This window comes from Streptomyces sp. SLBN-31, assembly GCF_006715395.1.
Lineage (GTDB): Bacteria > Actinomycetota > Actinomycetes > Streptomycetales > Streptomycetaceae > Streptomyces.
On record NZ_VFNC01000001.1, the window covers coordinates 1,564,357 to 1,590,092 of the forward strand.

Annotated in this window: 27 protein-coding genes; 7 read left to right on the forward strand and 20 right to left on the reverse strand. The window is 72.3% G+C overall.

The features are described 5' to 3' along the window. Window positions 1–102 precede the first annotated feature (102 nt). Both FBY22_RS07165 and FBY22_RS07170 read right to left on the reverse strand, forming a co-directional pair. Window positions 103–765, reverse strand: a complete 663-nt coding sequence (locus FBY22_RS07165; RefSeq protein WP_030939825.1) for a response regulator transcription factor — start codon at window positions 763–765, stop codon at window positions 103–105. A 230-nt stretch (window positions 766–995) separates the two neighbouring features. Next, the gene (locus FBY22_RS07170; protein WP_174267103.1) at window positions 996–1,625 is read right to left on the reverse strand and encodes a DUF3000 domain-containing protein; all 630 of its coding nucleotides are present in this window, start codon (window positions 1,623–1,625) and stop codon (window positions 996–998) included. 126 nt (window positions 1,626–1,751) lie between these two features. Between FBY22_RS07170 and hemE the strand changes: the two genes are divergently transcribed. Further along, entirely contained in the window at window positions 1,752–2,810 is a 1,059-nt protein-coding gene (gene hemE / locus FBY22_RS07175) for a uroporphyrinogen decarboxylase (RefSeq protein WP_142143342.1), read from the forward strand. Between the two features lies 1 nt (window position 2,811). On the opposite strand, the gene FBY22_RS07180 is transcribed toward hemE, so the two are convergent. Next, on the reverse strand, window positions 2,812–3,639 hold the full coding sequence (locus FBY22_RS07180; RefSeq protein WP_142143344.1) for a rhomboid family intramembrane serine protease: 828 nt from the start codon (window positions 3,637–3,639) through the stop codon (window positions 2,812–2,814). A 125-nt stretch (window positions 3,640–3,764) separates the two neighbouring features. Here FBY22_RS07180 and FBY22_RS07185 point away from each other — a divergent pair, with 125 nt between their 5' ends. Beyond that, a complete protein-coding gene (locus tag FBY22_RS07185; protein WP_142143345.1) occupies window positions 3,765–4,085 on the forward strand; it encodes a hypothetical protein in 321 nt (106 codons plus the stop codon). Window positions 4,086–4,169: 84 nt separating this feature from the next. On the opposite strand, the gene FBY22_RS07190 is transcribed toward FBY22_RS07185, so the two are convergent. Further along, window positions 4,170–5,558 (reverse strand): FAD-dependent oxidoreductase, encoded by a 1,389-nt coding sequence (locus tag FBY22_RS07190; protein WP_142143347.1) that lies wholly within the window; start codon window positions 5,556–5,558, stop codon window positions 4,170–4,172. A gap of 27 nt (window positions 5,559–5,585) precedes the next feature. Beyond that, window positions 5,586–6,476, reverse strand: coding sequence for a DUF4349 domain-containing protein (locus FBY22_RS07195; protein ID WP_142143349.1), 891 nt, complete (start codon window positions 6,474–6,476; stop codon window positions 5,586–5,588). A gap of 159 nt (window positions 6,477–6,635) precedes the next feature. Here FBY22_RS07195 and hemG point away from each other — a divergent pair, with 159 nt between their 5' ends. Both hemG and hemQ read left to right on the forward strand, forming a co-directional pair. Next, on the forward strand, window positions 6,636–8,093 hold the full coding sequence (hemG, locus tag FBY22_RS07200) for a protoporphyrinogen oxidase (protein WP_142143351.1): 1,458 nt from the start codon (window positions 6,636–6,638) through the stop codon (window positions 8,091–8,093). A 5-nt stretch (window positions 8,094–8,098) separates the two neighbouring features. Then, window positions 8,099–8,830, forward strand: coding sequence for a hydrogen peroxide-dependent heme synthase (gene hemQ / locus FBY22_RS07205; protein ID WP_142143353.1), 732 nt, complete (start codon window positions 8,099–8,101; stop codon window positions 8,828–8,830). On the opposite strand, the gene FBY22_RS07210 is transcribed toward hemQ, so the two are convergent. From FBY22_RS07210 to zapE, 15 genes are all read right to left on the reverse strand, one after another. After that, complete coding sequence (locus tag FBY22_RS07210; protein WP_142143354.1) at window positions 8,831–10,441, reverse strand: alpha/beta hydrolase; 1,611 nt, start codon at window positions 10,439–10,441, stop codon at window positions 8,831–8,833. A 137-nt stretch (window positions 10,442–10,578) separates the two neighbouring features. Further along, window positions 10,579–11,340 (reverse strand): TIGR04222 domain-containing membrane protein, encoded by a 762-nt coding sequence (locus FBY22_RS07215; RefSeq protein ID WP_142143356.1) that lies wholly within the window; start codon window positions 11,338–11,340, stop codon window positions 10,579–10,581. Window positions 11,341–11,440: 100 nt separating this feature from the next. Continuing rightward, the gene (locus tag FBY22_RS07220; protein ID WP_142143358.1) at window positions 11,441–12,217 is read right to left on the reverse strand and encodes a DUF4142 domain-containing protein; all 777 of its coding nucleotides are present in this window, start codon (window positions 12,215–12,217) and stop codon (window positions 11,441–11,443) included. Window positions 12,218–12,305: 88 nt separating this feature from the next. Next, complete coding sequence (locus tag FBY22_RS07225) at window positions 12,306–13,631, reverse strand: DUF692 domain-containing protein (RefSeq protein ID WP_142143360.1); 1,326 nt, start codon at window positions 13,629–13,631, stop codon at window positions 12,306–12,308. Between the two features lie 136 nt (window positions 13,632–13,767). Next, window positions 13,768–14,559, reverse strand: a complete 792-nt coding sequence (locus FBY22_RS07230; RefSeq protein ID WP_142143362.1) for a DUF4142 domain-containing protein — start codon at window positions 14,557–14,559, stop codon at window positions 13,768–13,770. A gap of 130 nt (window positions 14,560–14,689) precedes the next feature. Then, the gene (locus FBY22_RS07235) at window positions 14,690–15,406 is read right to left on the reverse strand and encodes an aminoacyl-tRNA hydrolase (protein WP_142143364.1); all 717 of its coding nucleotides are present in this window, start codon (window positions 15,404–15,406) and stop codon (window positions 14,690–14,692) included. A 46-nt stretch (window positions 15,407–15,452) separates the two neighbouring features. Further along, window positions 15,453–15,641, reverse strand: a complete 189-nt coding sequence (locus FBY22_RS07240; RefSeq protein WP_142143365.1) for a hypothetical protein — start codon at window positions 15,639–15,641, stop codon at window positions 15,453–15,455. Window positions 15,642–15,659: 18 nt separating this feature from the next. Next, a complete protein-coding gene (locus FBY22_RS07245; protein ID WP_142143368.1) occupies window positions 15,660–16,499 on the reverse strand; it encodes a polysaccharide deacetylase family protein in 840 nt (279 codons plus the stop codon). A 27-nt stretch (window positions 16,500–16,526) separates the two neighbouring features. After that, window positions 16,527–17,432, reverse strand: coding sequence for a PPK2 family polyphosphate kinase (locus FBY22_RS07250; protein WP_142143370.1), 906 nt, complete (start codon window positions 17,430–17,432; stop codon window positions 16,527–16,529). Between the two features lie 63 nt (window positions 17,433–17,495). Continuing rightward, window positions 17,496–18,068: a YbhB/YbcL family Raf kinase inhibitor-like protein gene (locus FBY22_RS07255; RefSeq protein WP_260844732.1), complete on the reverse strand. Its 573-nt coding sequence runs from the start codon at window positions 18,066–18,068 to the stop codon at window positions 17,496–17,498. A 3-nt stretch (window positions 18,069–18,071) separates the two neighbouring features. Next, window positions 18,072–18,863, reverse strand: a complete 792-nt coding sequence (locus tag FBY22_RS07260; RefSeq protein WP_142143372.1) for a slipin family protein — start codon at window positions 18,861–18,863, stop codon at window positions 18,072–18,074. Between the two features lie 156 nt (window positions 18,864–19,019). Continuing rightward, the gene (locus FBY22_RS07265; RefSeq protein ID WP_142143374.1) at window positions 19,020–20,480 is read right to left on the reverse strand and encodes a SulP family inorganic anion transporter; all 1,461 of its coding nucleotides are present in this window, start codon (window positions 20,478–20,480) and stop codon (window positions 19,020–19,022) included. Between the two features lie 8 nt (window positions 20,481–20,488). Then, window positions 20,489–21,067, reverse strand: coding sequence for a carbonic anhydrase (locus tag FBY22_RS07270; RefSeq protein WP_142143376.1), 579 nt, complete (start codon window positions 21,065–21,067; stop codon window positions 20,489–20,491). Between the two features lie 90 nt (window positions 21,068–21,157). After that, complete coding sequence (locus FBY22_RS07275; RefSeq protein WP_142143378.1) at window positions 21,158–21,550, reverse strand: hypothetical protein; 393 nt, start codon at window positions 21,548–21,550, stop codon at window positions 21,158–21,160. Window positions 21,551–21,704: 154 nt separating this feature from the next. After that, window positions 21,705–22,811 carry a cell division protein ZapE gene (zapE, locus tag FBY22_RS07280; protein ID WP_399210662.1) on the reverse strand — a complete coding sequence of 369 codons (1,107 nt, stop codon included), beginning with the start codon at window positions 22,809–22,811 and terminating at the stop codon, window positions 21,705–21,707. Between the two features lie 37 nt (window positions 22,812–22,848). Here zapE and FBY22_RS07285 point away from each other — a divergent pair, with 37 nt between their 5' ends. From FBY22_RS07285 to murC, 3 genes are all read left to right on the forward strand, one after another. Further along, the gene (locus FBY22_RS07285; protein ID WP_142143382.1) at window positions 22,849–23,655 is read left to right on the forward strand and encodes a pyrimidine reductase family protein; all 807 of its coding nucleotides are present in this window, start codon (window positions 22,849–22,851) and stop codon (window positions 23,653–23,655) included. Window positions 23,656–23,808: 153 nt separating this feature from the next. Further along, window positions 23,809–24,264 (forward strand): indole-3-glycerol phosphate synthase, encoded by a 456-nt coding sequence (locus tag FBY22_RS07290; protein ID WP_142143384.1) that lies wholly within the window; start codon window positions 23,809–23,811, stop codon window positions 24,262–24,264. Window positions 24,265–24,339: 75 nt separating this feature from the next. Beyond that, window positions 24,340–25,728: a UDP-N-acetylmuramate--L-alanine ligase gene (gene murC / locus FBY22_RS07295; protein ID WP_142143386.1), complete on the forward strand. Its 1,389-nt coding sequence runs from the start codon at window positions 24,340–24,342 to the stop codon at window positions 25,726–25,728. Window positions 25,729–25,736 lie beyond the last annotated feature (8 nt).

Genomic DNA, 25,736 nt, shown 5'->3' on the forward strand with positions numbered 1-25,736 from the left:
CCTGCCGACGGAACGTTCCGTCGGCAGGCGCCGTGGGGTCGCAAACCAGTCAGCCAGGTGACAGCTCTGGTTCACGTGCGTGAACTTCGCGGGGCGTCGGGCTCAGTGGATGATGCCGGTCCGCAGGGCCACGGCGACCATTCCGGCCCGGTCTCCGGTGCCGAGCTTGCGGGCGATGCGGGCGAGGTGGCTCTTGACGGTCAGCGCGGACAGGCCCATGGAGACGCCGATCGCCTTGTTCGACTGGCCCTCCGCCACCAGTCTCAGCACCTCGACCTCGCGGCCGGACAGCTCGCGGTAGCCGCCCGGGTGGCTCGGGGCACCCGGGGGGCGGCGGTGCATACGGGCCGCGGCGGAACCGATGGGGGCGGCACCTGGCCGGGTGGGGAGCCCGACGTTGGTGCGGGTGCCGGTGACGACGTAGCCCTTCACGCCACCGGCGAGGGCGTTGCGCACGGCGCCGATGTCGTCGGCGGCGGACAGGGCCAGGCCGTTGGGCCAGCCCGCCGCCCGGGTCTCGGAGAGGATGGTGAGGCCCGAGCCGTCGGGCAGGTGGACGTCGGCGACGCAGATGTCGCGGGGGTTGCCGATGCGGGGACGAGCCTCCGCGATGGACGAGGCCTCGATGACGTCGCGCACACCGAGCGCCCACAGGTGGCGGGTGACGGTGGAGCGGACGCGCGGGTCGGCCACGACCACCATGGCGGTCGGCTTGTTCGGGCGGTAGGCGACCAGGCTTGCGGGCTGCTCGAGGAGAACGGACACCAGGCCTCCTGGGGGGCGGGACGGCTTTCCAAGGTCACAACCGTCTTCGGCACCAAACCTGGAGTCCTTTAGAGAAAGATCACGATTTAGTGAGAAACAATGAGTTCAATTCGGACAGGTGGTCGATCGTTCGGTGAACGAATCGGTTCGTTCGAGGATTCATTCCTGACTGAATGTGGCCGTATCGACAAAGTGACGGTCAAACGGCCACCGTGACTCGAACGTCTGGATTAGCGGGACTGCTGCGGTCCGCGCCGCTGCGGCAGCGTCACCACCGACGCGTCGCCCGGCCCGGCCGGCGGCAGTCCCGCCACCTGCGCCAGCAGATCGCACCAGGACGCCAGGTGCGCCGCGGTGTCGGGAACGCCGCCCAGACCCTCGCGGGGCGTCCAGGAGGCGCGGATCTCGATCTGCGAGGCGGCCGGGCGTTCCGCGAGCCCGCCGAAGTAGTGCGAGCTCGCGCGCGTGACGGTCCCGCTCGGTTCGCCGTACGACAGCCCGCGCGCGGCCAGCGCGCCGGTCAGCCAGGACCAGCACACCTCCGGCAGCAGCGGGTCCGCGGCCATCTCCGGCTCCAGCTCCGCCCGCACCAGCGTCACCAGCCGGAACGTGCCCTGCCAGGCGTCGTGCCCGGCCGGGTCGTGCAGCAGCACCAGCCGACCGTCGGCCAGGTCCTGCTCACCGTCGACGACGGTCGCCTCCAGCGCGTGCGCGAAGGGCGCGAGCCGCTTCGGTGCGCGGGTCGGCTCGACCTCGATCTGCGGCCTCAGCCGACTGCCGCGCAGAGCCTGCACCGCGGCCTGAAAAGCCGGCGGAGCCGCACCGATGCCATCCCCGTCCCCCCCCTGGGTGTCGTCCATTCCGTCAGCGCCGTCCGACAGTCGTCCTTGAGCCGCAGCCATGCGGGAAGATTAGGGGAACCGCGGCTCGGCGCAGGGCAAGACACCCGGGCGGGAGTTACCCGGACGTCATGTCAGACTTGCCCCGTGAGCGCCAACAAGACCCCGCAGACCTCCGCGACGTACGACTCCGCCTTCCTCCGGGCCTGCCGGCGCGAACCCGTGCCGCACACGCCCGTGTGGTTCATGCGGCAGGCCGGGCGCTCGCTGCCCGAGTACCGCAAGGTCCGCGAGGGCATCCCGATGCTCGAGTCCTGCATGCGCCCCGAGCTGGTCACCGAGATCACCCTCCAGCCGGTGCGCCGCCACAACGTGGACGCGGCCATCTACTACAGCGACATCGTGGTCCCGCTCAAGGCCATCGGCGTCGACCTCGAGATCAAGCCCGGCGTCGGCCCGGTCGTCGACCGCCCGATCCGCACCCGCGCCGACCTCGCCCAGCTGCGAGACCTCACCCCCGAGGACGTGTCCTACGTCACCGAGGCCATCGGCCTGCTCACCCGCGAGCTCGGCACCACCCCGCTGATCGGTTTCGCGGGCGCCCCCTTCACCCTCGCGAGCTACCTCATCGAGGGCGGCCCGTCGCGCACGTACGAGAACGCCAAGGCGATGATGTACGGCGACCCCGAGCTGTGGGCCGACCTGCTCGACCGTCTCGCCGACATCACGGCCGCGTTCCTCAAGGTGCAGATCGAGGCCGGCGCCTCCGCCGTCCAGCTGTTCGACTCCTGGGTCGGCGCCCTCGCCCCCGCCGACTACCGGCGCTCGGTGATGCCGGCCTCCGCGAAGGTCTTCGACGCCGTCGCCGGCTACGGCGTCCCCCGCATCCACTTCGGCGTCGGCACCGGCGAACTGCTGAACCTCATGGGCGAGGCCGGCGCGGACGTCGTCGGCGTCGACTGGCGCGTCCCGCTGGACGAGGCCGCCCGCCGGGTCGGCCCCGGCAAGGCGCTGCAGGGCAACCTGGATCCGACGATCCTGTTCACCACCCCGGAGGCCGTCGAGGCCAAGACGCGCGAGGTGCTGGACGCGGCCGCCGGACTGGAGGGCCACGTGTTCAACCTCGGCCACGGCGTGATGCCGTCCACCGACCCGGACGCGCTGACCCGGCTCGTGGAGTACGTCCACACGCGCACCGCGCGCTGACTCACCACGTGTGCCGGGGCTGGGCGCGCCTGCCGAACAGCAGGCCGCGAGGCTCCGGTGGCGGGGGAGTGCCCGCCTTGAGGGGCAGGGCCAGCACCATGCCGACGAGGAAGCCCACGACGTGCGCCGCGTACGCCACCGTGCCCGCGGCGGAGACGCCCTCGCCCGCCGAGTAGAACGCCTGCAGCACGAACCAGAAGCCGAGCACCAGCCAGGCCGGCAGTCTCAGCGGCAGGAAGATCAGGAACGGCACCAGGACCCACACTCGTGCCTTCGGATACAGCACCAGATAGGCACCCAGCACGCCCGCGATGGCTCCCGAGGCGCCGATCAGGGGGTCGGCCGAGTCGGCGTTGAGGACGGCGAAGCCGTAGCCCGCCGCGTAGCCGCAGACGAGGTAGAACAGCGTGAAGCGGATGTGCCCCATGCGGTCCTCGACGTTGTTGCCGAAGATCAGCAGGAACAGCATGTTGCCCAGCAGGTGCAGCCAGCTGCCGTGCAGGAACATCGCCGTGAACACCGACAGCGCCGGCGACTTGTCGTATCCCGGTGGGGCCACCACGCAGCCGGCATGACCGCTCGCGCTTGTGCCGACGTCACCCGTGGGGACCAGCCGCGGCATCTGATGGTGGATCAACTCCCGCGGCACCGCCGCGTAGTGGTCCAGGAATGCCTGCAGATGGCACGTCTGCGACAGGTCGCTGCCGCCCGCCACGGAGCCGGCGATGCCGGGCGTGGACAGGAACACGAAGACGTTCGCGGCAATCAGCGCGTACGTCACCCAGGGCGTGCGGCGCACCGGGTTCACGTCATGAACGGGGATGACCACAAGGAATTAGTGCCCCCGATGGGCTCGGCGAATCGGTGAACACCGGCACGCGCGCGTGCGTATGTCTCGTCAACCGTCCGCGGCACGGGGAAGGCGGGCCGCGGGGACGACGTGAGGAACAGGCGATGAACGACCGAGTTACTCCTGCGATGCAGGCGCTCCCCGACGGCGAGGCCGAACTCTCCCTGGTGGTGAGGCTGCCGTGGGAGGACGTGGCCCGGCTGGGTCAGGAGGCCGGGCGGCTGGCCTCCCAGATGCAGCGGCCCGTGACCCTGGACGAGGCGGTGAGCCACCGGCTGCGCACCGTGCGCAGTGCCGCGCACGCGAAGCCCGCGGGGGAGCAGCCGCCCGCGGTCACCTCCACGGCGTCCGTGTCGTCCTTGCCGCCGCGGCCTCCGGCGGAGCAGGCGCGGCAGGCGATCGAGCGGATCAACGGCAGCGCGTAGGGCTCCGCCGATCAGGGTGCGGGTTCGTCGTGGCTTGCCGCGCTCCCGCGGCGGAGCCGCAGATCGACACGGCCCCGCGCCCCTTCAAGGGCGCTCCCGTACCGCCTTCGACGCCTTGCGGGCCGCCACCAGCACCGGGTCCCACACCGGGGAGAACGGCGGCGCGTAGCCCAGGTCAAGGGCCGTCATCTGTTCCACCGTCATCCCGGCCGTGAGGGCGACGGCGGCGATGTCGACCCTCTTGGCCGCGCCCTCCCGGCCGACGATCTGCACTCCCAGAAGACGGCCCGTGCGGCGCTCGGCGAGCATCTTCACCGTCATGGGGGAGGCGCCGGGGTAGTAGCCCGCCCGGCTCGTCGACTCGATGGTCACCGTCTCGAACCGCAGGCCCACTCTGCGCGCGTCCTTCTCGCGCAGGCCCGTACGGGCGATCTCCAGGTCGCACACCTTGCTGACCGCGGTGCCCACCACCCCCGGGAAGGTCGCGTAGCCGCCGCCGACGTTGGTGCCGATGACCTGGCCGTGCTTGTTGGCGTGGGTGCCCAGCGCGATGTGGCGCTCCTGGCCGGAGACCAGGTCCAAAACCTCCACGCAGTCGCCGCCCGCCCAGATGTTCTCGTGGCCGCGGACCCGCATGGCCAGGTCGGTGAGCAGGCCGCGGTGGGCGCCCAGCGGCAGACCGGCGGCCGCCGCGAGGGACGTCTCGGGGCGGACGCCGATGCCCAGGACCACCACGTCCGCCGGGTACTCGGCGTCCTCGGTGGCCACCGCGCGGACGCGGCCGTCGTCGCCGGTGAGGACCTTGGTGACCTCGGTGTCGTTGACCATGGTGATGCCGAGGCCCTCCATGGCCTCGTGCACCAGACGGCCCATGTCCGGGTCGAGGGTGGACATCGGTTCGCTGCCGCGGTTGACGACCGTGACCTCGTAGCCGCGGTTGATGAGCGCCTCGGCCATCTCCACGCCGATGTAGCCCGCGCCCACCACGACCGCACGCCGGCCACGCGTGCGCGTGAGCGAGTCGAGGAGCGCCTGGCCGTCGTCCAGGGTCTGCACCCCGTGCACACCGGGGGCGTCGGCGCCCGGCATGTCCGGGCGGATCGGGCGCGCCCCGGTGGCGATCACGAGCTTGTCGTACGACGTCCAGGACTCGGCTCCGGAATCGACGTCACGCGCGCGTACCCGGCCGCGCGCCACGTCGATCTCCGTGACCTCGGTGCGCATCCGCAGGTCGATGTCCCGCTCGCGGTGCTCCTGCGGGGTGCGTGCGATCAGCTGCTCCCGGTCGGAGACGTCGCCGCCGACCCAGTACGGAATGCCGCACGCCGAGTACGAGGTGAAGTGGCCTCGTTCGAACGCCACGATCTCCAGCTCGTCGGGGCCCTTCGATCGGCGTGCCTGCGACGCCGCGGACATCCCCGCGGCGTCGCCGCCGATCACCACCAGTCGTTCCCTCGCACCGTTCATGTTCATGCGAACACGCTACGGGGGCGGGGCATTTCAGTCCCGCTCGCCGCTCTCCCGCCGGCCCGGCCGGAGCAGGCGCAGCCACACCAGCGCGAGCAGCGCCGCCACCGCGGCGAACGGCAGCACCGCGCCGATTGCCACCGCCAGCCAGCGCAGCATCGTCACGAACGCGCCCCAGCCGCCGGCCAGCGCGTCCACGAAGCCGGGGTCGTCGTCCTTCGCGGCCTTCTTCGCCGGTGTCCCGGACAGGGAGAGCGTGATGGTGGCCAGGCTCGTGCGGTCCTTCAGGGACTTCTGCTGCGCGAGCAGCGCCTCCAGGTCGGACTGCCGGCTGCCCAGTTCTCCCTCCAGCTCCACCACGTCGCTCAACTTGGTCGCCCGGTCCATCAGTTCGCGGATCCGGGCGACGCTGGCCCGCTGCGACCTGACCCGGCTGTCGACGTCGACGACCTGCTCGGTGACGTCCTCGGCCTTGGAGGTGCGCGACATGAGTTTGCCGGTGCCCTGCAGGCCGGCCAGGACCTCGTCGTACTTCTCGACCGGCACGCGCAGCACCACGCGTGTGCGCTCGTGGCCCTGCGGGTCCCGGGTGGTGGTCTCGTCGCCGACATAGCCGCCCGCGTTCTCGGTGGTGGTGCGGGCCTCGTCGAGGGCCTTCGGCACGTCCCGGACCTGCACGGTGAGGGAGGCGGTCCGGATGATGTCGGTCCCGGTGAGCTTCGGCGTCCGGTTCGCCGCGGCACCGGACGCGTCCTTCTGACCGCCGGGGGCGGAGCCCTTGGCCTCGCTCCGGGCGGGCCCGTCGGCGGCGGAGGAGCCCGCGGAGTCGCTCCCGGCACCGCTGCATCCGGTCAGCGCGAGCGACGCGGCCAGCAGGATGCCGGCCACGGCCCGGACAGGTCGTACGGAACGTCGTGCGCGCATGCGGGTCCACCCCCGAGGGTCGGTGACTAGTGACGCTCCTTCGACGCCCGGGAGGTCCGGGACGTTGGCGGGCGAGGGTCCCGATGTGGTCACGGTCGGGACTCCTCAGGGCCACATGGCCCTCGCGTCGGTGTCGGTGGTGTCTGAGAGGGTGGAGCCATGAGTGGATCACCTCCGGCCGAGGGCCGGGTCGTCGTCATCGGAGCCGGGATCGCGGGCCTGGCCGCCGCCCACCGGCTGCTGCAGCGGGGCGCGCGGGTGACCGTGCTGGAGGCGTCGGACCGGGTCGGCGGCAAGCTGCTGCCCGGCGAGATCGCGGGTGCCCGCGTGGACCTCGGCGCCGAGTCGATGCTGGCCCGCAGGCCGGAGGCGGTCGGCCTGGCCCGCGAGGTGGGGCTGTCGGAGCGGCTCCGGCCGCCGGCCACCGCGACGGCCTTCCTATGGACCCGCGGCGCCCTGCGCCCCATGCCCAAGGGGCATGTGATGGGCGTCCCCGGCACGGCGTCCGCCCTCACCGGCGTCCTGTCCGACGAGGGCCTGGCCCGTATCGAGCGCGACGCCGAACTGCCGCGCACGGTTGTCGGCGACGACGTGGCGGTCGGTGAGTACGTGGCCGAACGACTGGGCCGCGAGGTCGTCGACCGCCTCGTCGAACCCCTGCTCGGCGGCGTGTACGCGGGCGACGCGTACCGCATCTCGATGCGCTCGGCCGTCCCGCAGCTGTTCCAGATCGCCAAGACGCACACCTCGCTGACCGAGGGCGTGCGCGAGATCCAGGCGAAGATGTCCGCCGGCGGGCAGACCGGGCCGGTGTTCATGGGCATCACCGGCGGCATCGGCACCCTGCCGCTCGCCGTCGCCGACTCGGTGCGCGCGCGGGGCGGCGAGATCCTCACCGACGCGCCGGTCACCGAGCTGCGCCGCGAGTCGTCCGGCGGCTGGCGGGTCGTCGCGGGGGACCGCGTACTGCGGGCCGACGCGGTGATCGTCGCCGTACCCGCCCCGGCCGCCGCCGGCCTGCTGCGCCCCGAGGCGCCCGAGGCCGCCGCCGAGCTCGCCGGCTTCGAGTACGCGTCGATGGCGCTGGTCACCCTCGCCTACCGCCGCTCCGACACCGCCCTCCCGGACGGCAGCAGCGGCTTCCTGGTGCCGCCGGTCGACGGCCACACCGTCAAGGCGTCCACCTTCGCCTCCCAGAAGTGGGACTGGATCGCCGAGGAGAACCCGGACCTCGTCGTCCTGCGCACCTCCGTCGGCCGCTACGGCGAGACGGAGATCCTTCAGCGCGACGACGCCGGCCTGGTGGAGGTCTCCCGCCACGACCTGAAGGCGGCCATCGGCCTGGACGCCACCCCCCTCGAGACACGGGTCACCCGCTGGATCGACGGCCTGCCCCAGTACCCGGTCGGCCACCACACGCGCGTGGCCCGCGTCCGTGAGCACCTGGCCAAGCTGCCCGGCCTCGCCGTCTGCGGCGCGCAGTACGACGGCGTCGGCATCCCGGCCTGCATCGCGAGCGCGTACGCGGCCGTGGACCAGCTGGACGGAGACCTTGGCGGTGTGCAGGAGCTCACCGCCAACCCGGTGCAGAGTCTGCACGGAGGAGCAGGAGAATAAGGGACATGAGTGACGACGCCCCCACCACCGAGGCCGGCCGCATCCCGAACAAGGGCAAGCTGGCCAAGGACCTCAACGAGGTCATCCGCTACACGCTGTGGTCCGTCTTCAAGCTGAAGGACGTCCTGCCCGAGGACCGCGCGGGCTACGCCGACGAGGTCCAGGAGCTGTTCGACCAGCTCGCCGCGAAGGACGTGACGATCCGCGGCACGTACGACGTCTCCGGCCTGCGCGCCGACGCCGACGTCATGATCTGGTGGCACGCGGAGACCAGCGACCAGCTGCAGGAGGCGTACAACCTCTTCCGCCGCACGAAGCTGGGCCGCGCGCTGGAGCCGGTCTGGTCGAACATGGCGCTGCACCGCCCCGCCGAGTTCAACCGCTCGCACATCCCGGCGTTCCTCGCCGACGAGACGCCGCGCAACTACATCAGCGTCTACCCCTTCGTGCGCAGCTACGACTGGTACCTGCTGCCCGACGAGGACCGCCGCCGCATGCTCGCCGACCACGGCAAGATGGCCCGCGGCTACCCCGACGTCCGCGCCAACACGGTCGCCTCGTTCTCCCTCGGCGACTACGAGTGGATCCTCGCCTTCGAGGCCGACGAGCTGTACCGCATCGTCGACCTCATGCGCCACCTGCGCGGCTCCGAGGCCCGCAGGCACGTCCGCGAGGAGGTCCCGTTCTACACGGGCCGCCGCAAGGACGTCGCGGAACTGATCGCGGGCCTCGCCTGATCAGCGGGCGGGCCGCAGGGCCGCCTTCCGGGCCGGGTCGACCGGCTCGGGTTCCAGGTGCGGTGCGCAGGCCGCGCGCCGCACCGGCAGCCGGCCCTCCAGCAGATACGCGTCCAGGTAGGCGTTGACGCACTGGTTGGGCCCGCCCGCGACCCCGTGCGTCCCCGCGTCCCGCTCGGTCACCAGCACCGACCCCGACAGCCGCCGGTTCAGCTCCCGAGCCCCCTCGTACGGCGCGGCCGCGTCCCGCTCGGCCGCCAGGATCAGCGTCGGCGGCAGCTCGCCGGGGCCGGTGCGCACATCGACCGGCCGCTGCCGCGGGGCCGGCCAGTACGCGCAGGGCAGGTTCGTCCACACGTTGTCCCAGGTCTGGAACGGCGCCACGCGCGCCAGCCGCGTGTTGTCGCGGTCCCAGACCCGGAAGTCCGTCGGCCAGGGCGCGTCGTTGCACTCCACCGCCGTGTACACCGCGCCGGAGTTCTCCGCCTCCGCGGCCGCCTCCCGCACGGGCGCCGCCTGCTGGACGAGCGGCTTGGGGTCGCCCTTCAGATACGCCGAGAGCGCCGCGGCCCGCTGGGGCCAGTAGTCGTCGAAGTACCCGGCCGTGAGGAAGGCGCCCTGCAACTGCGCCGGCCCCACCTCGCCCCCGGCCGGCTCGGCGGAGAGGCGCGCGCTCGCCTTCACGTAGCTGCGCTGCACCGCGGCGGCGGTGGTGCCCAGCCCGTACACGTCGTCGTGCCGGGCGATCCACTCCCGGAAGTCCGCCCAGCGCTCCTCGAACGCGGCCGACTGGGCGAGGTTGTCGTGGTACCAGACCCGCTCGGGATCGGGGTCGACCGCCGAGTCGAAGACCATGCGCCGCACGTGCGAGGGGAACAGGGTGGCGTACACCGCGCCGAAGTACGTGCCGTACGAGGCCCCCATGAACGTCAGCCGCTCCTCGCCCAGGGCCGCCCGCAGGACGTCCAGGTCGCGGGCGTTGTTGAGCGAGTTGTAGTACCGCAGTGCGCTTCCGGTCCGCTTCGCGCACCCGCGCGCGTACGCCTTCGCCTGCGCGATGCGCTCCTTCTTGTACGAGGCGTCGGGGTGCGTCGGCGACAGCGACGGCCCCTTGTAGAAGCGCTTGGGGTCCTGGCAGGAGACCGGGGCGGAGCGGCCCACGCCGCGCGGGGAGTAGCCGACGAGGTCGTAGGCGGCGGCCAGACGCTTCCACTGCGGCATGAAGCCGACCAGCGGGAAGTACAGCCCGTCGCCGCCGGGCCCGCCCGGGTTGTAGACCAGCGCGCCCTGGCGGGGCACCCGGCGCTTGCTGTTGTACGGGTCCTTGTGCGTCGCCCGTACCCGGCTGACGGTGAGCTTGATCTGTCTGCCGTACGGGTTCGCGTAGTCGAGCGGCACCGACACCGTGCCGCACTCCAGAGAGCCCGGCGTGTCCTGGGCGTCGGAGCACTTGCCGAAGTCGACTCCGGCGGCCATGGCCCGGGCGGCGGCCACCGCCGTGCCGCTGCGCTCGGCGGGCTCCGGGACGACGGGCGCACCGCCTGCCGGGGCGGCGGTGAGGGTGGTCAGGAGCAAGGATCCGGCGGCCGAGTACAGGGCGGCTGATCGCATCGCGTATCCCTTCGGTGCACTACGGCGACAAAAGGGATGTTTCGTTCGGCACCCGGCGAACGCAAGCACCGCCCCGCCGGTGTCGCCCCCAATGCTCCCACGCGCCCCCGGCGCACGATGCACGCCGGGGGATGCCGCTAGGGCTGGTCGCGGTGGGTGAAGGCGGCTCGTAGGTCCGGTTCGCCGATCGCGCGGACACCGCGCACGGCGACGGAGGTGAGGTAGGTGCGGTCGTCGCCGCCGCCGGCCCGCCGGGCGAGGGTGCCCAGCAGCCGCTGCCCGGCCGGGGAGGCCCACCGCGAGTACGGGTGGACCTCGACCCGGGCTATGGCCAGGCAGCTCAGCGTCAGGGCGAGCGGCAGCGCGAACCACAGGGCGACCAGCCCGCGGGGCATGTCCGGCTGGGCGGGCACCAGCAGCGCGGTCGCGCCCAGCGCGAGGACGGCCAGCGCGGCGAGCCGCACCTGGCGCACCCCGGACGCGACCGTGGTGCGGGCGTCGGCGGGCACGGCCAGACCCGCGTGGACCAGCCGCTCGCCGAGGTCGCCGACGGCGTCCGCGGAGGCCGCGCGGGCCCGCACCGGGGCGATGCGGCTCTGCCCCTCGGGCCCGATGGCACCGATGACGGACCGCTCGATGTCGTCGCGTCCGCGCGGATCGACCACCGTCGCCCAGCCGGTGTGGGCCAGCAGCAGCCGGCGCTGCCGGGCCATGGAGACCATCGTCAGATCGGCGACCCGGCGGGGGCCGCCGGACAGAAAGGCGGCTTCGTAGAGCGTCAGATCGTGCTGGGACGCATCCGTGTCGTCGGCCGCGGAGCGGACGGCGGCCAGGCACAGCCGCGTGCACGCGGTGCCCGCGACGGTCCAGGCCAGCAGCAGGAGAAGGACCCAGAACATGCCGCGTTTCTATGCCAAAGGCCTCACCGAACGCCATGCCCTGTTCACAATACGGACGGAGTGTTGTCAGTACGTGACGTTCCGCTTGTCCGGAAGCCGACTACTGCTGCGGCGGCGGGCTGGACTCGGCAGGCGGCAGCGTGTACGTCGGCGAGGGCACCGGTGTGAGGGGGGCGGCCGGAGCGGGGTCCGCGGTCGGACCGGGCGGGGCCGGGGAGGGGATCAGCGGGGGAGGGCTCGCGGAGGCCATGTCCCGTGCCAGCGCGTCCCAGTCGACGTACCCGGTGGCCTCCAGGGCCCTGATGTGGTCCAGGACGGTCGTGTTGGCGTCGTCGGCCAGGGAGCGCACCAGAGAGTTGCGGGTGGTGGCGCGCACCTGGGCGACGAGCGAGAACACCTTGCCGTGCGCCAGCCGCGCGATGTTGACGAAGTCGCGGTCGTAGTCCGTGCCCTGCGCCGCGCTCAGGGTCCGGAGCCACTGCTCCTGCTGGTCGCCGGGCCGGTCGGGCAGCTGCAGCCCGAGCTTGCCGGCGACGTCCCGGACCTGCTCGTCGAGGGCGGTGTGGCCCTCGACCAGGTGTTCCCCCGCCGTCCGTACGGCCTGGGTGGTGCCCTTCCGCTCCGCCTGCCGGCCGGCGGGCAGCTCCCACAGGCCGGCCAGCCGGACCTTGGTGACGAAGTCCCGGTCCAGCCCGGACAGCGGCCCGTAGCTCGTGGCGACCGTCTGGTCGCTGAGTACGTCCACGCCGGTGCCCGAACGGTCGGCGTAGGAGAAGATCGGGAAGATCAGGGCCAGCAGCGTCGCCGTCAGGCCGACGATGATGACGCCGGTGCCACTGATCATGCCTCGGCCCCTGAGGGGCGGTCGCGGTCGCATGGTGCCTCCTGGTACGGCACCGCACGCTGGTCGGTTTCGGGTGCGGGACTGGCATGTTACTTCGCGGTGCGGGACGACCGCTCGGGGGTCACCGGTGCTGCAGCACCCTGCGCGCCGCCCGCACCGCCCGCACCACGGGCCTGCGGGACGGCGGCACCGGTCCCGAGCGCTCCAGCCACCACTCGCGCAGTTCCCTCCGTGTTGGGCCCTCCGCCGGCGTCTCCGACACGAGCAGGTGCTCGGCGAAGTCCAGTGCGTCGCGCCGGTACCCGCCGGACATGGGGTGCCCGTGGGCGTACGCCAGGAACAGGCCCCGGTACTTCTCGCCGAGGATCACCGGCAACTCGGGCGCGATCTTCCCCACCACGTCGGCCCGCTTCCCGGCGAGCGCCCGCGCCTGCACCCCCAGGCGCACCCCGTCGAACCCCTCCGGCACCGGTGTCCCGGCGACCAGCGCGGACAGCAGCGCGGTCTGGGCGAGCGCGAGCCGCTGCCGGGCGGGCTCGGTGGACTCCGCGGGCAGCGTCACCCGCTCCCCCTCCGCGGCCCCCGCCGACGATGCCGTCGCCCGCGCAACCCCCCGTTCCGCGGCCCCCTTCTCCAGCGCCCCCCGGACGGCCTCCAGCTCCCGCGCCAGCTCGGCCGGTTCGGGAAAGTTCTCGTCCCGCTCCAGCAGCACTCCCGGCGGCGAGACCCGGGACGCCAGGTCGGCCAGCACGTCGAGGACCGGTTCCGGGACCGGGTGGGCGTGGCTGTCGTGCCAGACGCCGTCCCGTTCGAAGCCGCCCGCGACATGGACGTACGCGATGGCCTCCAGGGGCAGCTCGGCGAGCGCCTTGGCGGGGTCCTCGCCGCGGTTGACGTGGTTGGTGTGCAGGTTGGCCACGTCGACGAGGAGCCGCACGCCGGTGCGGTCGGCCAGTTCGTACAGGAACTGTCCCTCGGTCATCTCCTCGCCCGGCCACGAGATGAGCGCCGCGATGTTCTCCACGGCGAGCGGCACCGGCAGCGCGTCCTGGGTGATGCGGACGTTCTCGCACAGCACGTCGAGGGCGTCGCGGGTGCGGGGCACGGGCAGCAGGTGCCCGGCCTCCAGCAGGGGCGAGGCGGTGCGGGCGCCGCCGGCCCGTACGAAGGCGATGTGCTCGGTGACCAGCGGGGCTCCGAGGGCCTCCACCCGTTCGGCGAGCGCCGCGAGACGCCCGGCGTCGGGTCGCTCCGCGCCGCCCAGGCCGAGGGAGACACCGTGGGGGATCACGGTCACCCCGCGCATGCGCAGCCGCCCGAGCGACTCGGGCAGATGCCCGGGGCAGACGTTCTCGGCCACGACCTCGACCCACTCGATTCCGGGCATCCGCTCCACCGCGTCGGCGATCTCCGGCCGCCATCCGATGCCCGTCCCCAGTCGCTCCATGGTCTTCCCCTCCCTGCCGTCTCCCCGCGAGAACGTGACGGGGGTATGGCCCCGGCGCCCGCACCCGAACCGCCCGCCGGTCACCTTCAGAGCAACATTTGAGGTTCGGGCGGACCGGGCGCGGGGCCTTCCGGCCTCACCCCAGCACGCCCGCCGAGTCCTGCGGGTCCGGCCGGTCGGTGTTGACCGTGCCCGGCGCGCCCGGTGACGGGCGTGACGTCGCGCCCACGTCGCCGCCGGCCTCGGCGGCCGGTGCCGAGGGCACCACCTGGCCGGGCACCGGCGCGGAAGGACCGGTGGGGCTCGCGGTGGTGCCGGCCACCGAGTCGTTGGCGATGGCGTCGAAGTCGACCCTGCCGGTCTTCTCCAGGACCGTGATGTGGTCCAGCACGGTCTGGTTGGCGTCCGAGGCCAGCTGCCGTACGAGCGTGTTGCGGGTGGAGTTCCGGACGGCGCCGATGGCCGGGAAGATCTTGCCGTGGGCCGCCCGCAGCAGGTTCACGAACTTGTACTCGTACTCCGCGCCGCTCGCCGCGGACATCTCCCGCAGCCAGCCCTGCTGCTGCTCGTTCGGCTGGTTCGGCAGCTCCACGCCCAGTTGCGCGGCGACGATCCGCACCCGCTTGTCCAGGTCGGTGTGGCCGACGATGAGGTGGTCGCCGGCCTCCTTGATCGCCTGGCTCGGCGCCCGCACCAGGGCCTGCTGCCCGGCGGGCAGTTCCCACAGTCCGGCCAGCCGCACCCGCACGATCAGATCCCGGTCGGAGGCCGTCAGCGGGCCCCACTGGGTGTTCACGGTGCCCGCCGCCAGGTTCGCCTGCCCCGTGCCGGAGCGGTCGGCGTACGACCAGACGGGGAAGACCAGCGCGCCGACGGTGGCGACGAGGGCCGCGATGAGAAAGGCCGTACCGTTGATCCGCACTCGCAAGGGTGCCTCCCGGGTGAAACCGACTGCGCGTCGCTGCTTGGTGGTTGGCCGGCGCCAGGAGGTACGCGCGACCGGACCGCGATGTTCAAGCGCAGTAAAAGAAATCAAACGGAAGGCAAAGTCGAGGCGGTTACCCTGCGCGCAGCGCCGGATGATCGGCGACCACCGTGCACGACCCCGGCGCGATCTCCGTGAACCCCGCGTCCCGCACCAACGGCAGGCCGCTGCCGGTCAGTTCGCGCCAGCGCCCCGGTTCCGCGGTCCGCACGGCCAGCGGGAAACCGGCGTCGCGCCAGACGGCCCGCTCCTCGTCCGACAGCTCCCACCAGGCCAGTTGGGCGCCGTGCCCCGCCTGGGCCATCGCCTTCCCGGCCGACATGCCGAGCTCGGGGTTCATCCACAGCACCGGCACCTCCGGCCCGGCCCGCTCCACCGGCTCCGGATCGTCGAGTTCGGTACCGGAGACCTGCAGCCTGGCCAGGTCCTTCGGCCACCCGTCGAGCGGAACGGGCGGGAACACCCGCACCTCGGCCGACTTCCCGGCGACGGTGATCCCGTCGAGCGCCTCGGCCCGCCGCCACTCGGCCCCGCGGGCCCGGCGCACCACCTTCCGGATCCGGGCGTCCTGCCAGTCCCGCACGACCTGGGCCCACTCGCCCTCGCCCACGGACCGCTCGTCGGCGAGCATCACGAGAACGGCCCGCGCGGCGGTCTCCAGGGCGTCGGTACGGGCCGGCGGCGCGGCCTTCTCGACCCGCACGACGAGGGGCAGCACGAACTGGGGCGCCTCGTCACGAGGGTTGCGCTCGGACTGGAAGGGACTGTCACTGGTCGACGTATGACTCACATCCGCCCACCCTACGGGGACGGGCGCGCGTCCCTCCGTTCACCCTTCACCCCGAACAGGCGGTCCGCTGGGCCTCCTGCCACTCACACACGGGACACAGCGTGATGCCCTTGTACGACTCCGGGTACTCCGTCGGCTCCCGGCACAGCACGCACTCCGCGTACGGCGGCCCGTCCGCCCTCGGCGGTCTCGTGGTGTCGCCGATCGCGCAGTAGCCGTCACCGTCGTCGCTCATGTCCCCGGCGTAAGCCGCTCACCGTTGCCCGTCCGCGGACCGGATCAGCTCGGAGACCTTCACGAACCGGTAGCCCTTCTCGCGCAGCTCCGGCACGATCGTCCGCACCGCCCGCTCGGTCGCCGGGGCCGCGCTGCGGGTGCAGTGCATGACGACGACCGAGCCCGGTCGCACCCCCTCCAGCACCTGCCGGGCCACGGCGTCGGAGTCCGTGGCGAACGCGTCCCCGCTCACCACGTCCCACTGGACGGCGGTGACACCGGTCGGGGTGAGCGCCTTGAGGGCCGCCCGGTCGTAACACCCGCCGGGGAAGCGGAAGTACGGCATCGCGTCCGTCACGCCGGCCCTGCGGAAGGCGGCGTACGCGCGCTCCACGTCCGCCCGCATGCGGTCCTCGGACACCGTCGGCAGTCCGTAGCAGTCCCCGGTGAAGGCGTAGTGGCTGTAGGAGTGGTTGGCGATCTCGAAGAGCGGGTCCCGGTCGATGGACCGCGCCTGCAGCGGATACTCGTCGGCCCAGCGCCCCGTCATGAACACGGTCGCCGGTACCCTCAGCGCCCGCAGCGTCGCGATGAGCTGCGGATTGTCGAAGCGTTCGCCGCGTGCCGCCCGCGCGCCCTCGTCGGCGGTCATGTCGGCGTCGAAGGTGAGCGCGACCGTCCGGCCGTCGGTGCGGGGGCCGTTGCGGAAGACGGGGGTGACGCCGGTGGGGCCGGGGGCGAGCGTCGGGGGCCTGGACGGGGCGGCGGTCGCCGAGGGTGCCGGGCGGGCGGCACGGGGTGCGGTGGGTGCGCCGCAGGCTGTGAGCGCGGCGCCGAGCGCACAGGCGGCCGCCACTTGTCGTACTCGAATGATCACCCCACGAACATAAAGGGGTGAATCGTCCTATTTACGGACCGGCACACCCGTAGCGGTCAGCAAGCCCCCTTTCAGCAGCCGCTCCCGGCACTCCTCCAGGTCGTAGTCGGGCTTCGGGTAGCGCGGGTCCAGGGCATGCAGGTGCTCCAGGAGCAGCCGGGCGATCGCCCAGTCGCGGTACCACTTGCGGTCGGCCGGGATCACGTACCACGGGGCGTACGGCGTCGAGCAGCGGTGCAGCGCGATCTCGTACGCCTCCTGGTAGGCGGGCCACAGCGCGCGGTCGTCGATGTCGCCGGGGCTGAACTTCCAGCGCTTGTCGGGGCGGTCGAGGCGCCTGAGGAGGCGGCGGCGCTGCTCCTCGTAGGAGATGTGCAGGAAGCACTTGACGACGGTGACCCGGTCGTCGACCAGGCGCTGCTCGAAGCGATTGATCTCGTCGTAGCGGCGCTCGATCTCGTCGCGGGGGACCAGCGCGCGGACGCGGGGGACGAGGACGTCCTCGTAGTGGGAGCGGTCGAAGGCGCCGAGTTCGCCGGGCCGGGGGAGTTCCCGTTCGATCCGCCAGAGGAAGTGGTGCTCACGCTCCTCCGGGGTGGGGGCGCGGAAGCCCATGACCCGGCAGCCGGCCGGGTTGAGCAGCCCCACCACGTGTTTGATCGTGCCGCCCTTGCCGCTGGTGTCCATGCCCTGCAGCACCAGCAGCACCCGGCGTCGGTCGCCCGTGAGGCCCGCGGCCCACAGGCGTTCCTGCAGGCCGGCCAGGCGCTTGCCCAGCCGGGCGGTGGCCGCGCGGCCCGCGGACTTGCCGCCGGGCCCGGCGGGGACGGCCCGGGTGTCGTACGCCGTCAGGTCGATCGGCTCACCACGGGGCACGCGCAGCAGCGTCCGGAGATCCGTCGCGGCCTTCTGCTTCCTGCCGTCCTGGGACACGGGACACCCCTTCCGGTCCGGTCTTCCTCGATCCTGCGGCCTCTGGGCGCGAGTTGCCAGCGATCAGCGGCCGTAACGGCCCGTCAGGGTGCCCGCTGCCAGGGTGTGGCCGGTCAGCGCGCGCTTCAGCTCGTCGGCCGAGGCGCCGGCGGGCAGACGCAGGGTGCGGTCGGTGGCGTAGACCGAGAAGACGTAGCGGTGGGGGCTGTCCCTGGTGCCCTTGGGCGGGCAGGGGCCGCCGTACCCCTGCTTGCCGAAGCCGTTGCGGCCCTGTACCGCCCCGGCGGGCACCTGCCCGGCCGGCCAGCCGGTCCGCCTCGCGTCCGCGTTCCACAGCAGCCAGTGGGTGAAGGCGCCGTGCGGGGCGTCGGGGTCCTGGACCAGGACGGCCAGGGTGGTGGCGCCGGCGGGAACGCCGGAGAAGGCCAGGGGAGGGGAGACGTCCTCGCCGTCGCACGTGTGGCGGCGCGGGATCGTGCCGCCGTCGCCGAAGGCGGGACTGGACACGGCGATGCGGTGCGCTGCGCTGGGCGCGGGGACGGACGCACCCCCTCCGCCGTCCCCGCAGGCCGACACGAGCCCCGTCAGCGCCGCGAGGGCCACGATCGCGAGCCCGCGGTCCGTACCGCGCGGCACCCGTCACTTCTCCAACTGGGGCTTCGGCGGGTGCTGTTCCTGGGCCTTCTCCAGGAAGCGCAGCAGCTCCACCGGGAAGGGCAGCACCAGCGTCGAGTTCTTCTCGGCCGCGACGGCGACGACCGTCTGCAGCAGCCGCAGCTGCAGCGCGGCGGGCTGCTCGGACATCTCCTTGGCCGCCTCGGCGAGCTTCTTGGAGGCCTGCAGTTCGGCGTCGGCGTTGATGATGCGAGCCCGGCGCTCGCGGTCGGCCTCGGCCTGGCGGGCCATGGAGCGCTTCATCGACTCCGGCAGCGAGACGTCCTTGATCTCCACGCGGTCGATCTGCACGCCCCAGCCGATGGCCGGGCTGTCGATCATCAGCTCCAGGCCCTGGTTGAGCTTCTCCCGGTTGGACAGCAGGTCGTCGAGGTCGCTCTTGCCGATGATCGAGCGCAGCGATGTCTGTGCCATCTGCGAGACGGCGAACTTGTAGTCCTCGACGTTGACGAGCGCCGCCGCCGCGTCGATGACCTTGAAGTAGACGACGGCGTCCACGCGCACGGTGACGTTGTCCCGGGTGATGCCCTCCTGGGCCGGGATCGGCAGCGTGACGATCTGCATGTTGATTTTGGCCAGCCGGTCCACGAACGGCACGATCATCGTGAACCCGGGGCCGCGCACGTCACCGCCGAGCCGCCCGAGCCGGAAGAGCACCCCGCGCTCGTACTGTTTGACCACGCGGGCCGCGGACGCCACGTAGACGAGGCCGGCGGTTCCCACCGCGACGGCGGCCGTCACCAGCTCAGGGACCATGGTGACCCCCTGTGGGAGAGGTCTTTCTGTCTGCCTCTGCAACGATATGCCCGATGGCCGGTCCCGGGCCACGAAGGGCCCGGGACCGGCCATCGGGTGGTCATACCGCCGACGTCATACGACCGTGGTCACGCGGGCGTGATCATGCGGCCGTCGTCACGCGGCTGTCGTCACGCGCACCGGCTCGGTGCCGGCCGAGCTGTGCCGTTCCGCCCAGTTGTGCAGCGCCGTACGGCAGGCGTGGTCCAGGTGGTGCAGGCCGGAGAGGTCCAGCTCCACCGGGCGGTCCTGGGGCAGCGCCTCCAGGCTGTCGAGGATCTTCGGCAGCCGCAGGAAGGTGGCGTTGCCCGTCAGATGGACCTGGACGGGACCGGCGCCCTTGTCGACGATCTCGGTCTTGAGGTGCGAGGCCTCCCAGGCGGTCTTGACCACGGACAGGGCCAGACCGATGAGCACGCCCTCGAACATGTTCACCGCCACGATCGACACGGCCGTGACCACGAGGATCAGCGCCTCGCCCTTGTGGCCGCGCCACAGAGCCGTGATCTGGCGGAACGGGATCAGCTTCCAGCCCGCGTGGACGAGGATGCCGGCCAGGGCCGGGATGGGGACCAGGGCCAGGGCGGACGGCAGGGCGGCGGCGAACAGCAGCAGCCACGCGCCGTGCAGCACCCGCGAGGCCTTGGTCCTCGCGCCCGCGTTGACGTTGGCGGAGCTGCGCACGATCACCGCGGTCATCGGCAGGGCGCCGAGCAGACCGCAGACGGTGTTGCCCACGCCCTGGGCGACCATCTCCTTGTCGTACTCGGTGCGCGGACCGTCGTGCAACCGGTCCACGGCCGCCGCGCTGAACAGGCTCTCCGCCGAGGCGATCAGCGTGAACGCCACGACGGTGCCCCAGATGGCCGGGGTGGCCAGCTCGCCGAAGGCGTCGGCGCCCGGCGGTTGGACGACCCCGAACAGGCCCTCCACCTCGACGGTGGCGACCGGCAGCCCGAGGGCGAGCGTGGCGAGCGTGGCCAGGACCACCGCGGCCAGGGCGCCCGGTACGGACCGCACCGCCTTCGGCAGCCGCTTCCACAGCACGATGACGGCGATGGTGCCCGCGCCGATGGCGAGCGAGGCCAGGGCCGCACTGCTGCCGAGCGCGTCGGCGAACGCCCCGGGCAGGCCCGCGATCTTGCCGATGCCGGTCTGCGGGGCCTTCAGCCCCGCCGCCGCGTAGACCTGCCCGGCGATGATGACGAGGCCGATGCCGCAGAGCATGCCCTCGACGACGGAGACGGATATCGCCCGGAACCAGCGGCCTATCTTGAAGAAGCCCATGGCGAGCTGGAACAGGCCGGCCATCAGCACGATGACGCCGAGGGTGCCGACCCCGAACTCGCTGACGGCCTCGAAGACCAGCACGGTCAGACCGGCGGCCGGCCCCGAGACCTGGAGGCTGCTGCCGGGCAGGAACCCGGTGACGAGGCCGCCCACGATGCCGGTGACCAGGCCCAGCTCCGCCGGGACACCGGAGGCGACCGCCACGCCGACGCACAGCGGCACGGCGACCAGGAAGACGACTATGGAGGCGAGGAAGTCCTGCCGCAGGTGAGGGTATTTGGTCGTCATCGCCGCGCTCACAGGGCCTTGAAGGTGTCGGCGGCCGGGTCGTGCGCCAGTACGGCGCCGGTGTGGACCTCGTAGAACCAGGCGTGCAGGGTCAGTTGCCCGTCCGCCAGCTTCTTGTCGATGTATGGGTACGAGCGCAGCCGCAGCAGCTGTGTCAGGACGTGGCTCTGGACGCCCTCGGCGACGGTCGGGTCCTCGACCGTGCCCGAGGGGCGCGGGGTGGCGTGGGCGAGCCAGTCGCGCACGGCGGGCACGGCGTCCAGGTCGTCGCCGCGCACCAGGGCGCCGACGGCGCCGCAGTGCGAGTGCCCGCACACCACGACGTCGGAGACGCCGAGGACCTCCACGGCGTACTCGATGGTGCAGGCCTCGCTGGTGGGGTGCTCGGAGGCGTACGGCGGGACGATGTTGCCCGCGGTGCGCAGCTCGAAGAGCTCGCCCGGGCGGGCGCCGGTGATCAGGGCCGGCACGACCCTGGAGTCGGAGCAGGTGATGAACAGCACCTGCGGGGACTGGCCTTCGGCGAGTTTGGCGAACTCCTCAGGGCGCTGTCCGAACGTACGGGCGTTGTCGATGAGGGGCTGCATGATGTTGGCGTCTCCTCCTGGCGCGCCGTGGGGGGCGCGTCGGTGTGGGCAGGACAGGGTGGGGGAACTGCTCTGTTCTGCTCGGCTCTCTCAGCAGCGGAAGACCTGAAGTGCCGCCGGAGAGTGGGATGCCGAGGGTCTCGACAGAAGAAGGGCGCGCAGCGCGACCGGTTCGTGGCCGGACCCCGGGTCCCCGGCCAGGGGCCGGCGCTCGGCCTCATCAAGGGCGCATCCGGTGCTCGTGTGGCGGTCGCGGGTGCGCAGGGGACCGGCGGGAACTCCGGAGTGGTCGCAATGGCGGAACGTGGCCGACTCGTCACGCAGCGCCTTGCCGGAGGGGTTGGTTCCGGGCAGGTCCTTGGCCACTGCATGACGGGCCGTGTGCGCGGCTGCGAAGGAGGCGGTCGGTGCGAAGAACTGGAGGGTGAGCAGGACGGCGGCGAGCAGGGCCACCGCGGTCGACCTTGTCCCACCTCGTGACATGCCCCTCCCTCCCCACGCACCACGGCCTTTACGTCGACCAAGGGATGGTCAAACGCCGGTCAAGAAACACGTTAACCCTGCAAAGTTGTTTGCAGGGTTAACTCGACGTTTCCAGCGAAAGAGAGCCTGAAATGCGCTGCTGGGTTGGCGTGATCTAGTCGCTCGTGACGAGCCGCGCGCCGTCCCGGGCCAGGGCCGTGAGCCGGGAGATCGCCCGGAAGTACTTCTTGCGGTAGCCGCCGTTCAGCATGTCCTCGCTGAACAGCCGGTCGAAGGACGCCCCCGAGGCGAGGACCGGTACCTCACGGTCGTAGAGCCGGTCCGCGAGTACGACGAGCCGCAGCGCCGTCGACTGGTCGGGCACCGGCTCGACGCCGGTCAGGCAGACCGCCCTCAGGCCGTCGGTCAGGGCGCCGTAGCGGCTGGGGTGGACCCTCGCCAGGTGGCCGAGAAGCTGTGGGAAGTCGTCGAGCGAGGCGCCCTCGGTGGCGTGGGCAGCCTTGGTCACCTGCTCGTCCGAGTACGGCGCCGGCGCCTCGGGCAGACCGCGGTGGCGGTAGTCCTCGCCGTCGATGCGCAACGTGCGGAAGCGGGCCGACAGGCCCTGGATCTCACGCAGGAAGTCGGCCGCCGCGAAGCGGCCCTCGCCGAGCTTGCCGGGCAGGGTGTTGGAGGTGGCGGCCAGGGCGACGCCCGCCTCGACCAGCTTGCCCAGCAGGGTGGAGACCAGGACGGTGTCGCCCGGGTCGTCGAGCTCGAACTCGTCGATGCACAGCAGCCGGTGGCCGGAGAGGGTCTGCACCGTCTTCTGGAAGCCGAGGGCGCCGACCAGGTTGGTCAGCTCCACGAAGGTGCCGAACGCCTTGAGCGCGGGCTCCGCCGGGGTGGCGTGCCACAGGGAGGCGAGCAGATGGGTCTTGCCGACGCCGTAGCCGCCGTCGAGGTAGACCCCGCGGGGACCGGCCGGTGTCCTGGGCGCCTTGGGCCTGCCGAAGCCGAGGAAGCCGCGCTTGCCGCCGCCGACGGCGTGCGCTCCGCCGAGTCCGGCCGCGAAGCCCTCCAGGACCCGCACGGCCTCGGTCTGGCTGGGCTGGTTCGGGTCCGGGATGTACGTGCTGAAGCGCACCGAGTCGAAGCGCGGCGGCGGCACCATCTCGGCCACCAGGCGGTCCGCGGGGACGTGGGGCTCACGGGCGCACAGGGACAGCGGGGCCGCGTCGGCTATCGCATCGATACCGGGAGCGGAAGGCATGGACGACACGGTTACCCATGCTAAGCGTCGTGGAACACTGCACGACATGCGACGCCTGTTCCCTGTGACCGACCAGACAGTGCCGACGGCCCCCGGCGGAAGTGCCGAGGGCCCGGACGACCGCGAGTGGAGCCTCGCCGAGCTCGCCGCCGCCTACGCCTATCCCGAGCCGGCCGCCGGCGGCGGGCGGGTGCCCTGGCTGCGGGCCAACATGGTCTCCACGCTCGACGGGGCGGCGCAGCACGACGGCAAGTCGCAGCCGATCTCCAACGCGACCGACATGCGGATCTTCGGGACGCTGCGGGCGCTGGCCGACGTGGTGGTCGTCGGTGCGGAAACGGTACGTCAGGAGGGGTACCGGCCCGCACGCGCGCGTGCGGAGTTCGCGGCGGCCCGCACGGCGGCCGGGCAGGCGCCGGCGCCCGCGATCGCCGTGGTCAGCGCGAGCCTGGACCTGGACTTCTCGCTGCCGCTGTTCGCCTCGCCGCTGGTGCCGACCCTGGTCCTCACCGGCGCCGCGGCGGCTCCGGAGAGGGTGTCGGCGGCGGAGAAGGGCGGAGCGCGCGTGGTGATCGCCGGTGACGGCATGGGCGTCGAGCCCGACCGGGCCGTGCGGGCCCTCGCCGAGCTGGGCCACACCCGGCTGTTGACCGAGGGCGGGCCGCGGCTGCTGGGCCAGCTGGTGGCCGGGGGCGTGCTCGACGAGCTCTGCGTGACCGTGTCGCCGATGCTCACCGCCGGGGACGCCCAGCGCATCGCCGGCGGGCCGTCGGTTCCGGTTCCGCAACGTTTCGCGCTGGTCTCCCTCCTGGAGGAGGAGGGGTTCCTGTACGGCCGCTACCAGCGCACCTGATATTCGTTCAGCGGTGCCGATGGTCCCGGAAACGGCGGAATCTTCCGTTCCGCTTGGGTTCCGGCGGGCACACTGATTTTCGCAGTCCCCGTGACACGACGGGGCAGGATGGTTTCCGCAGAAGGGGCGCCCCCGTTGTTCACAAGCGTATTGATGATCGAGAAGGCCCTGACGTCCGCAGACGTGGAGTTCGTCACCGGCTTGCACGGGGACGAGCAGGTGCTCTTCCACGTGCTGCTGCAGCCCCGCGGCGATCAGGCGGACCGCCTGCTGCGGGCGATCGACGACGTGGCGCTCGGCGAGCTGGACGAGGCCGCGCGGGAACGCGAGGTGCCCGAGGGTGAGGCCGCGCGGCCCTTCGGGGAGCGCGCGCTGGAGGTCTCTCTGCAGGCGCTGCGGGTCTCGGGCAGCGAGGCCGAGGGACGACTGATCGAGGACCACCCGCTGGACGCCCTGAAGTCCCTGGTCGACGAGGTGAACGCGGACGAGGTGATCGTGCTGACCGACCCCCACTACGTGGAGGAGTTCTTCCACCGCGACTGGGCGTCGAGGGCACGCCACAAGGTGGGGGTGCCGGTGCTGAAGCTGTTCTCGCACAGCAAGGCGTGAGGCCTCACTCCCGCGCCGGGACGGGTGCCATAGGGTTGGGTGGCTCATAGTCCGCCGTACCCCAGGAGACACCGCATGGCACCCGGCCTTCCCCCCGCCATGGACCGACCGCACTTCATCGGCATCGGCGGCGCCGGGATGTCGGGGATCGCGAAGATCCTGGCGCAGCGCGGGGCGAAGGTGGCGGGCAGCGACGCCAAGGACTCCGAGACCGCGGCGGCGCTGCGGGCGCTGGGCGTGACCGTGCACATCGGGCACGCCGCCGGGCACCTCGCCGACGACGCGAGCTGTGTCGTCGTGTCGTCGGCGATCCGCAAGGACAACCCGGAGCTGGCCCGCGCGGCCGAGCTGGGCATCCCGGTCGTGCACCGGTCCGATGCGCTCGCCGCGCTGATGGACGGCCTGCGTCCCATCGCCGTCGCCGGTACGCACGGCAAGACGACCACCACCTCGATGCTGGCGGTCTCCCTGTCCGAGCTCGGCCTCGACCCCTCGTACGCGATCGGCGGCGACCTGGACGCCCCCGGCTCCAACGCGTTGCACGGCGAGGGCGAGATCTTCGTCGCCGAGGCGGACGAATCGGACCGCAGCTTCCACAAGTACGCGCCCGAGGTCGCCATCGTCCTCAACGTCGAACTCGACCACCACGCCAACTACGCCTCCATGGACGAGATCTACGAGTCCTTCGAGACGTTCGCCGGACGGATCGTGCCCGGCGGCACGCTGGTGATCAACGCCGATCACGAGGGCGCGCGGGAACTGACCCGGCGGCTGGCCGGTTCGGTGCGGACCGTGACGTACGGCGACGCGGAGGACGCCGACGTCCGTGTACTGGCGGTGCGGGCGCAGGGGCTCAAGAGCGAGGTCACCGTCCTGCTCGGCGGCGAGGAGCTCACCTTCGCGGTCTCCGTCCCCGGCCGGCACTATGCGCACAACGCCGTGGCCGCCCTCGCCGCCGGCGTCGCGCTGGGCGTCCCGGCCGCCGAGCTGGCGCCCGCGCTGGCCGCGTACACCGGCGTGAAGCGGCGGCTGCAGCTCAAGGGCGAGGCGGCCGGAGTCCAGGTGATCGACTCCTACGCCCACCACCCGACGGAGATGACGGCCGACCTCGAGGCCATGCGCGCGGCCGCCGGCGACTCCCGCATCCTGGTCGTCTTCCAGCCCCACCTGTTCTCGCGGACGCAGGAGCTCGGCAAGGAGATGGGGCAGGCGCTCGCGCTGGCGGACGCCTCCGTCGTCCTGGACATCTATCCGGCCCGCGAGGACCCGATCCCCGGCGTGACGAGCGAGCTGATCATCGAGGCGGCGCGGGCCGCGGGCGCCGACGTGACGGCCGTCCACGACAAAGCCGAGGTGCCCGCGACGGTGGCGGGAATGGCGAAGGTGGGTGATCTCGTTCTCACCATGGGCGCGGGCGATGTCACCGACCTCGGCCCGCGCATTCTGGACCGTCTCGCCAAGTAAGGGGCTGA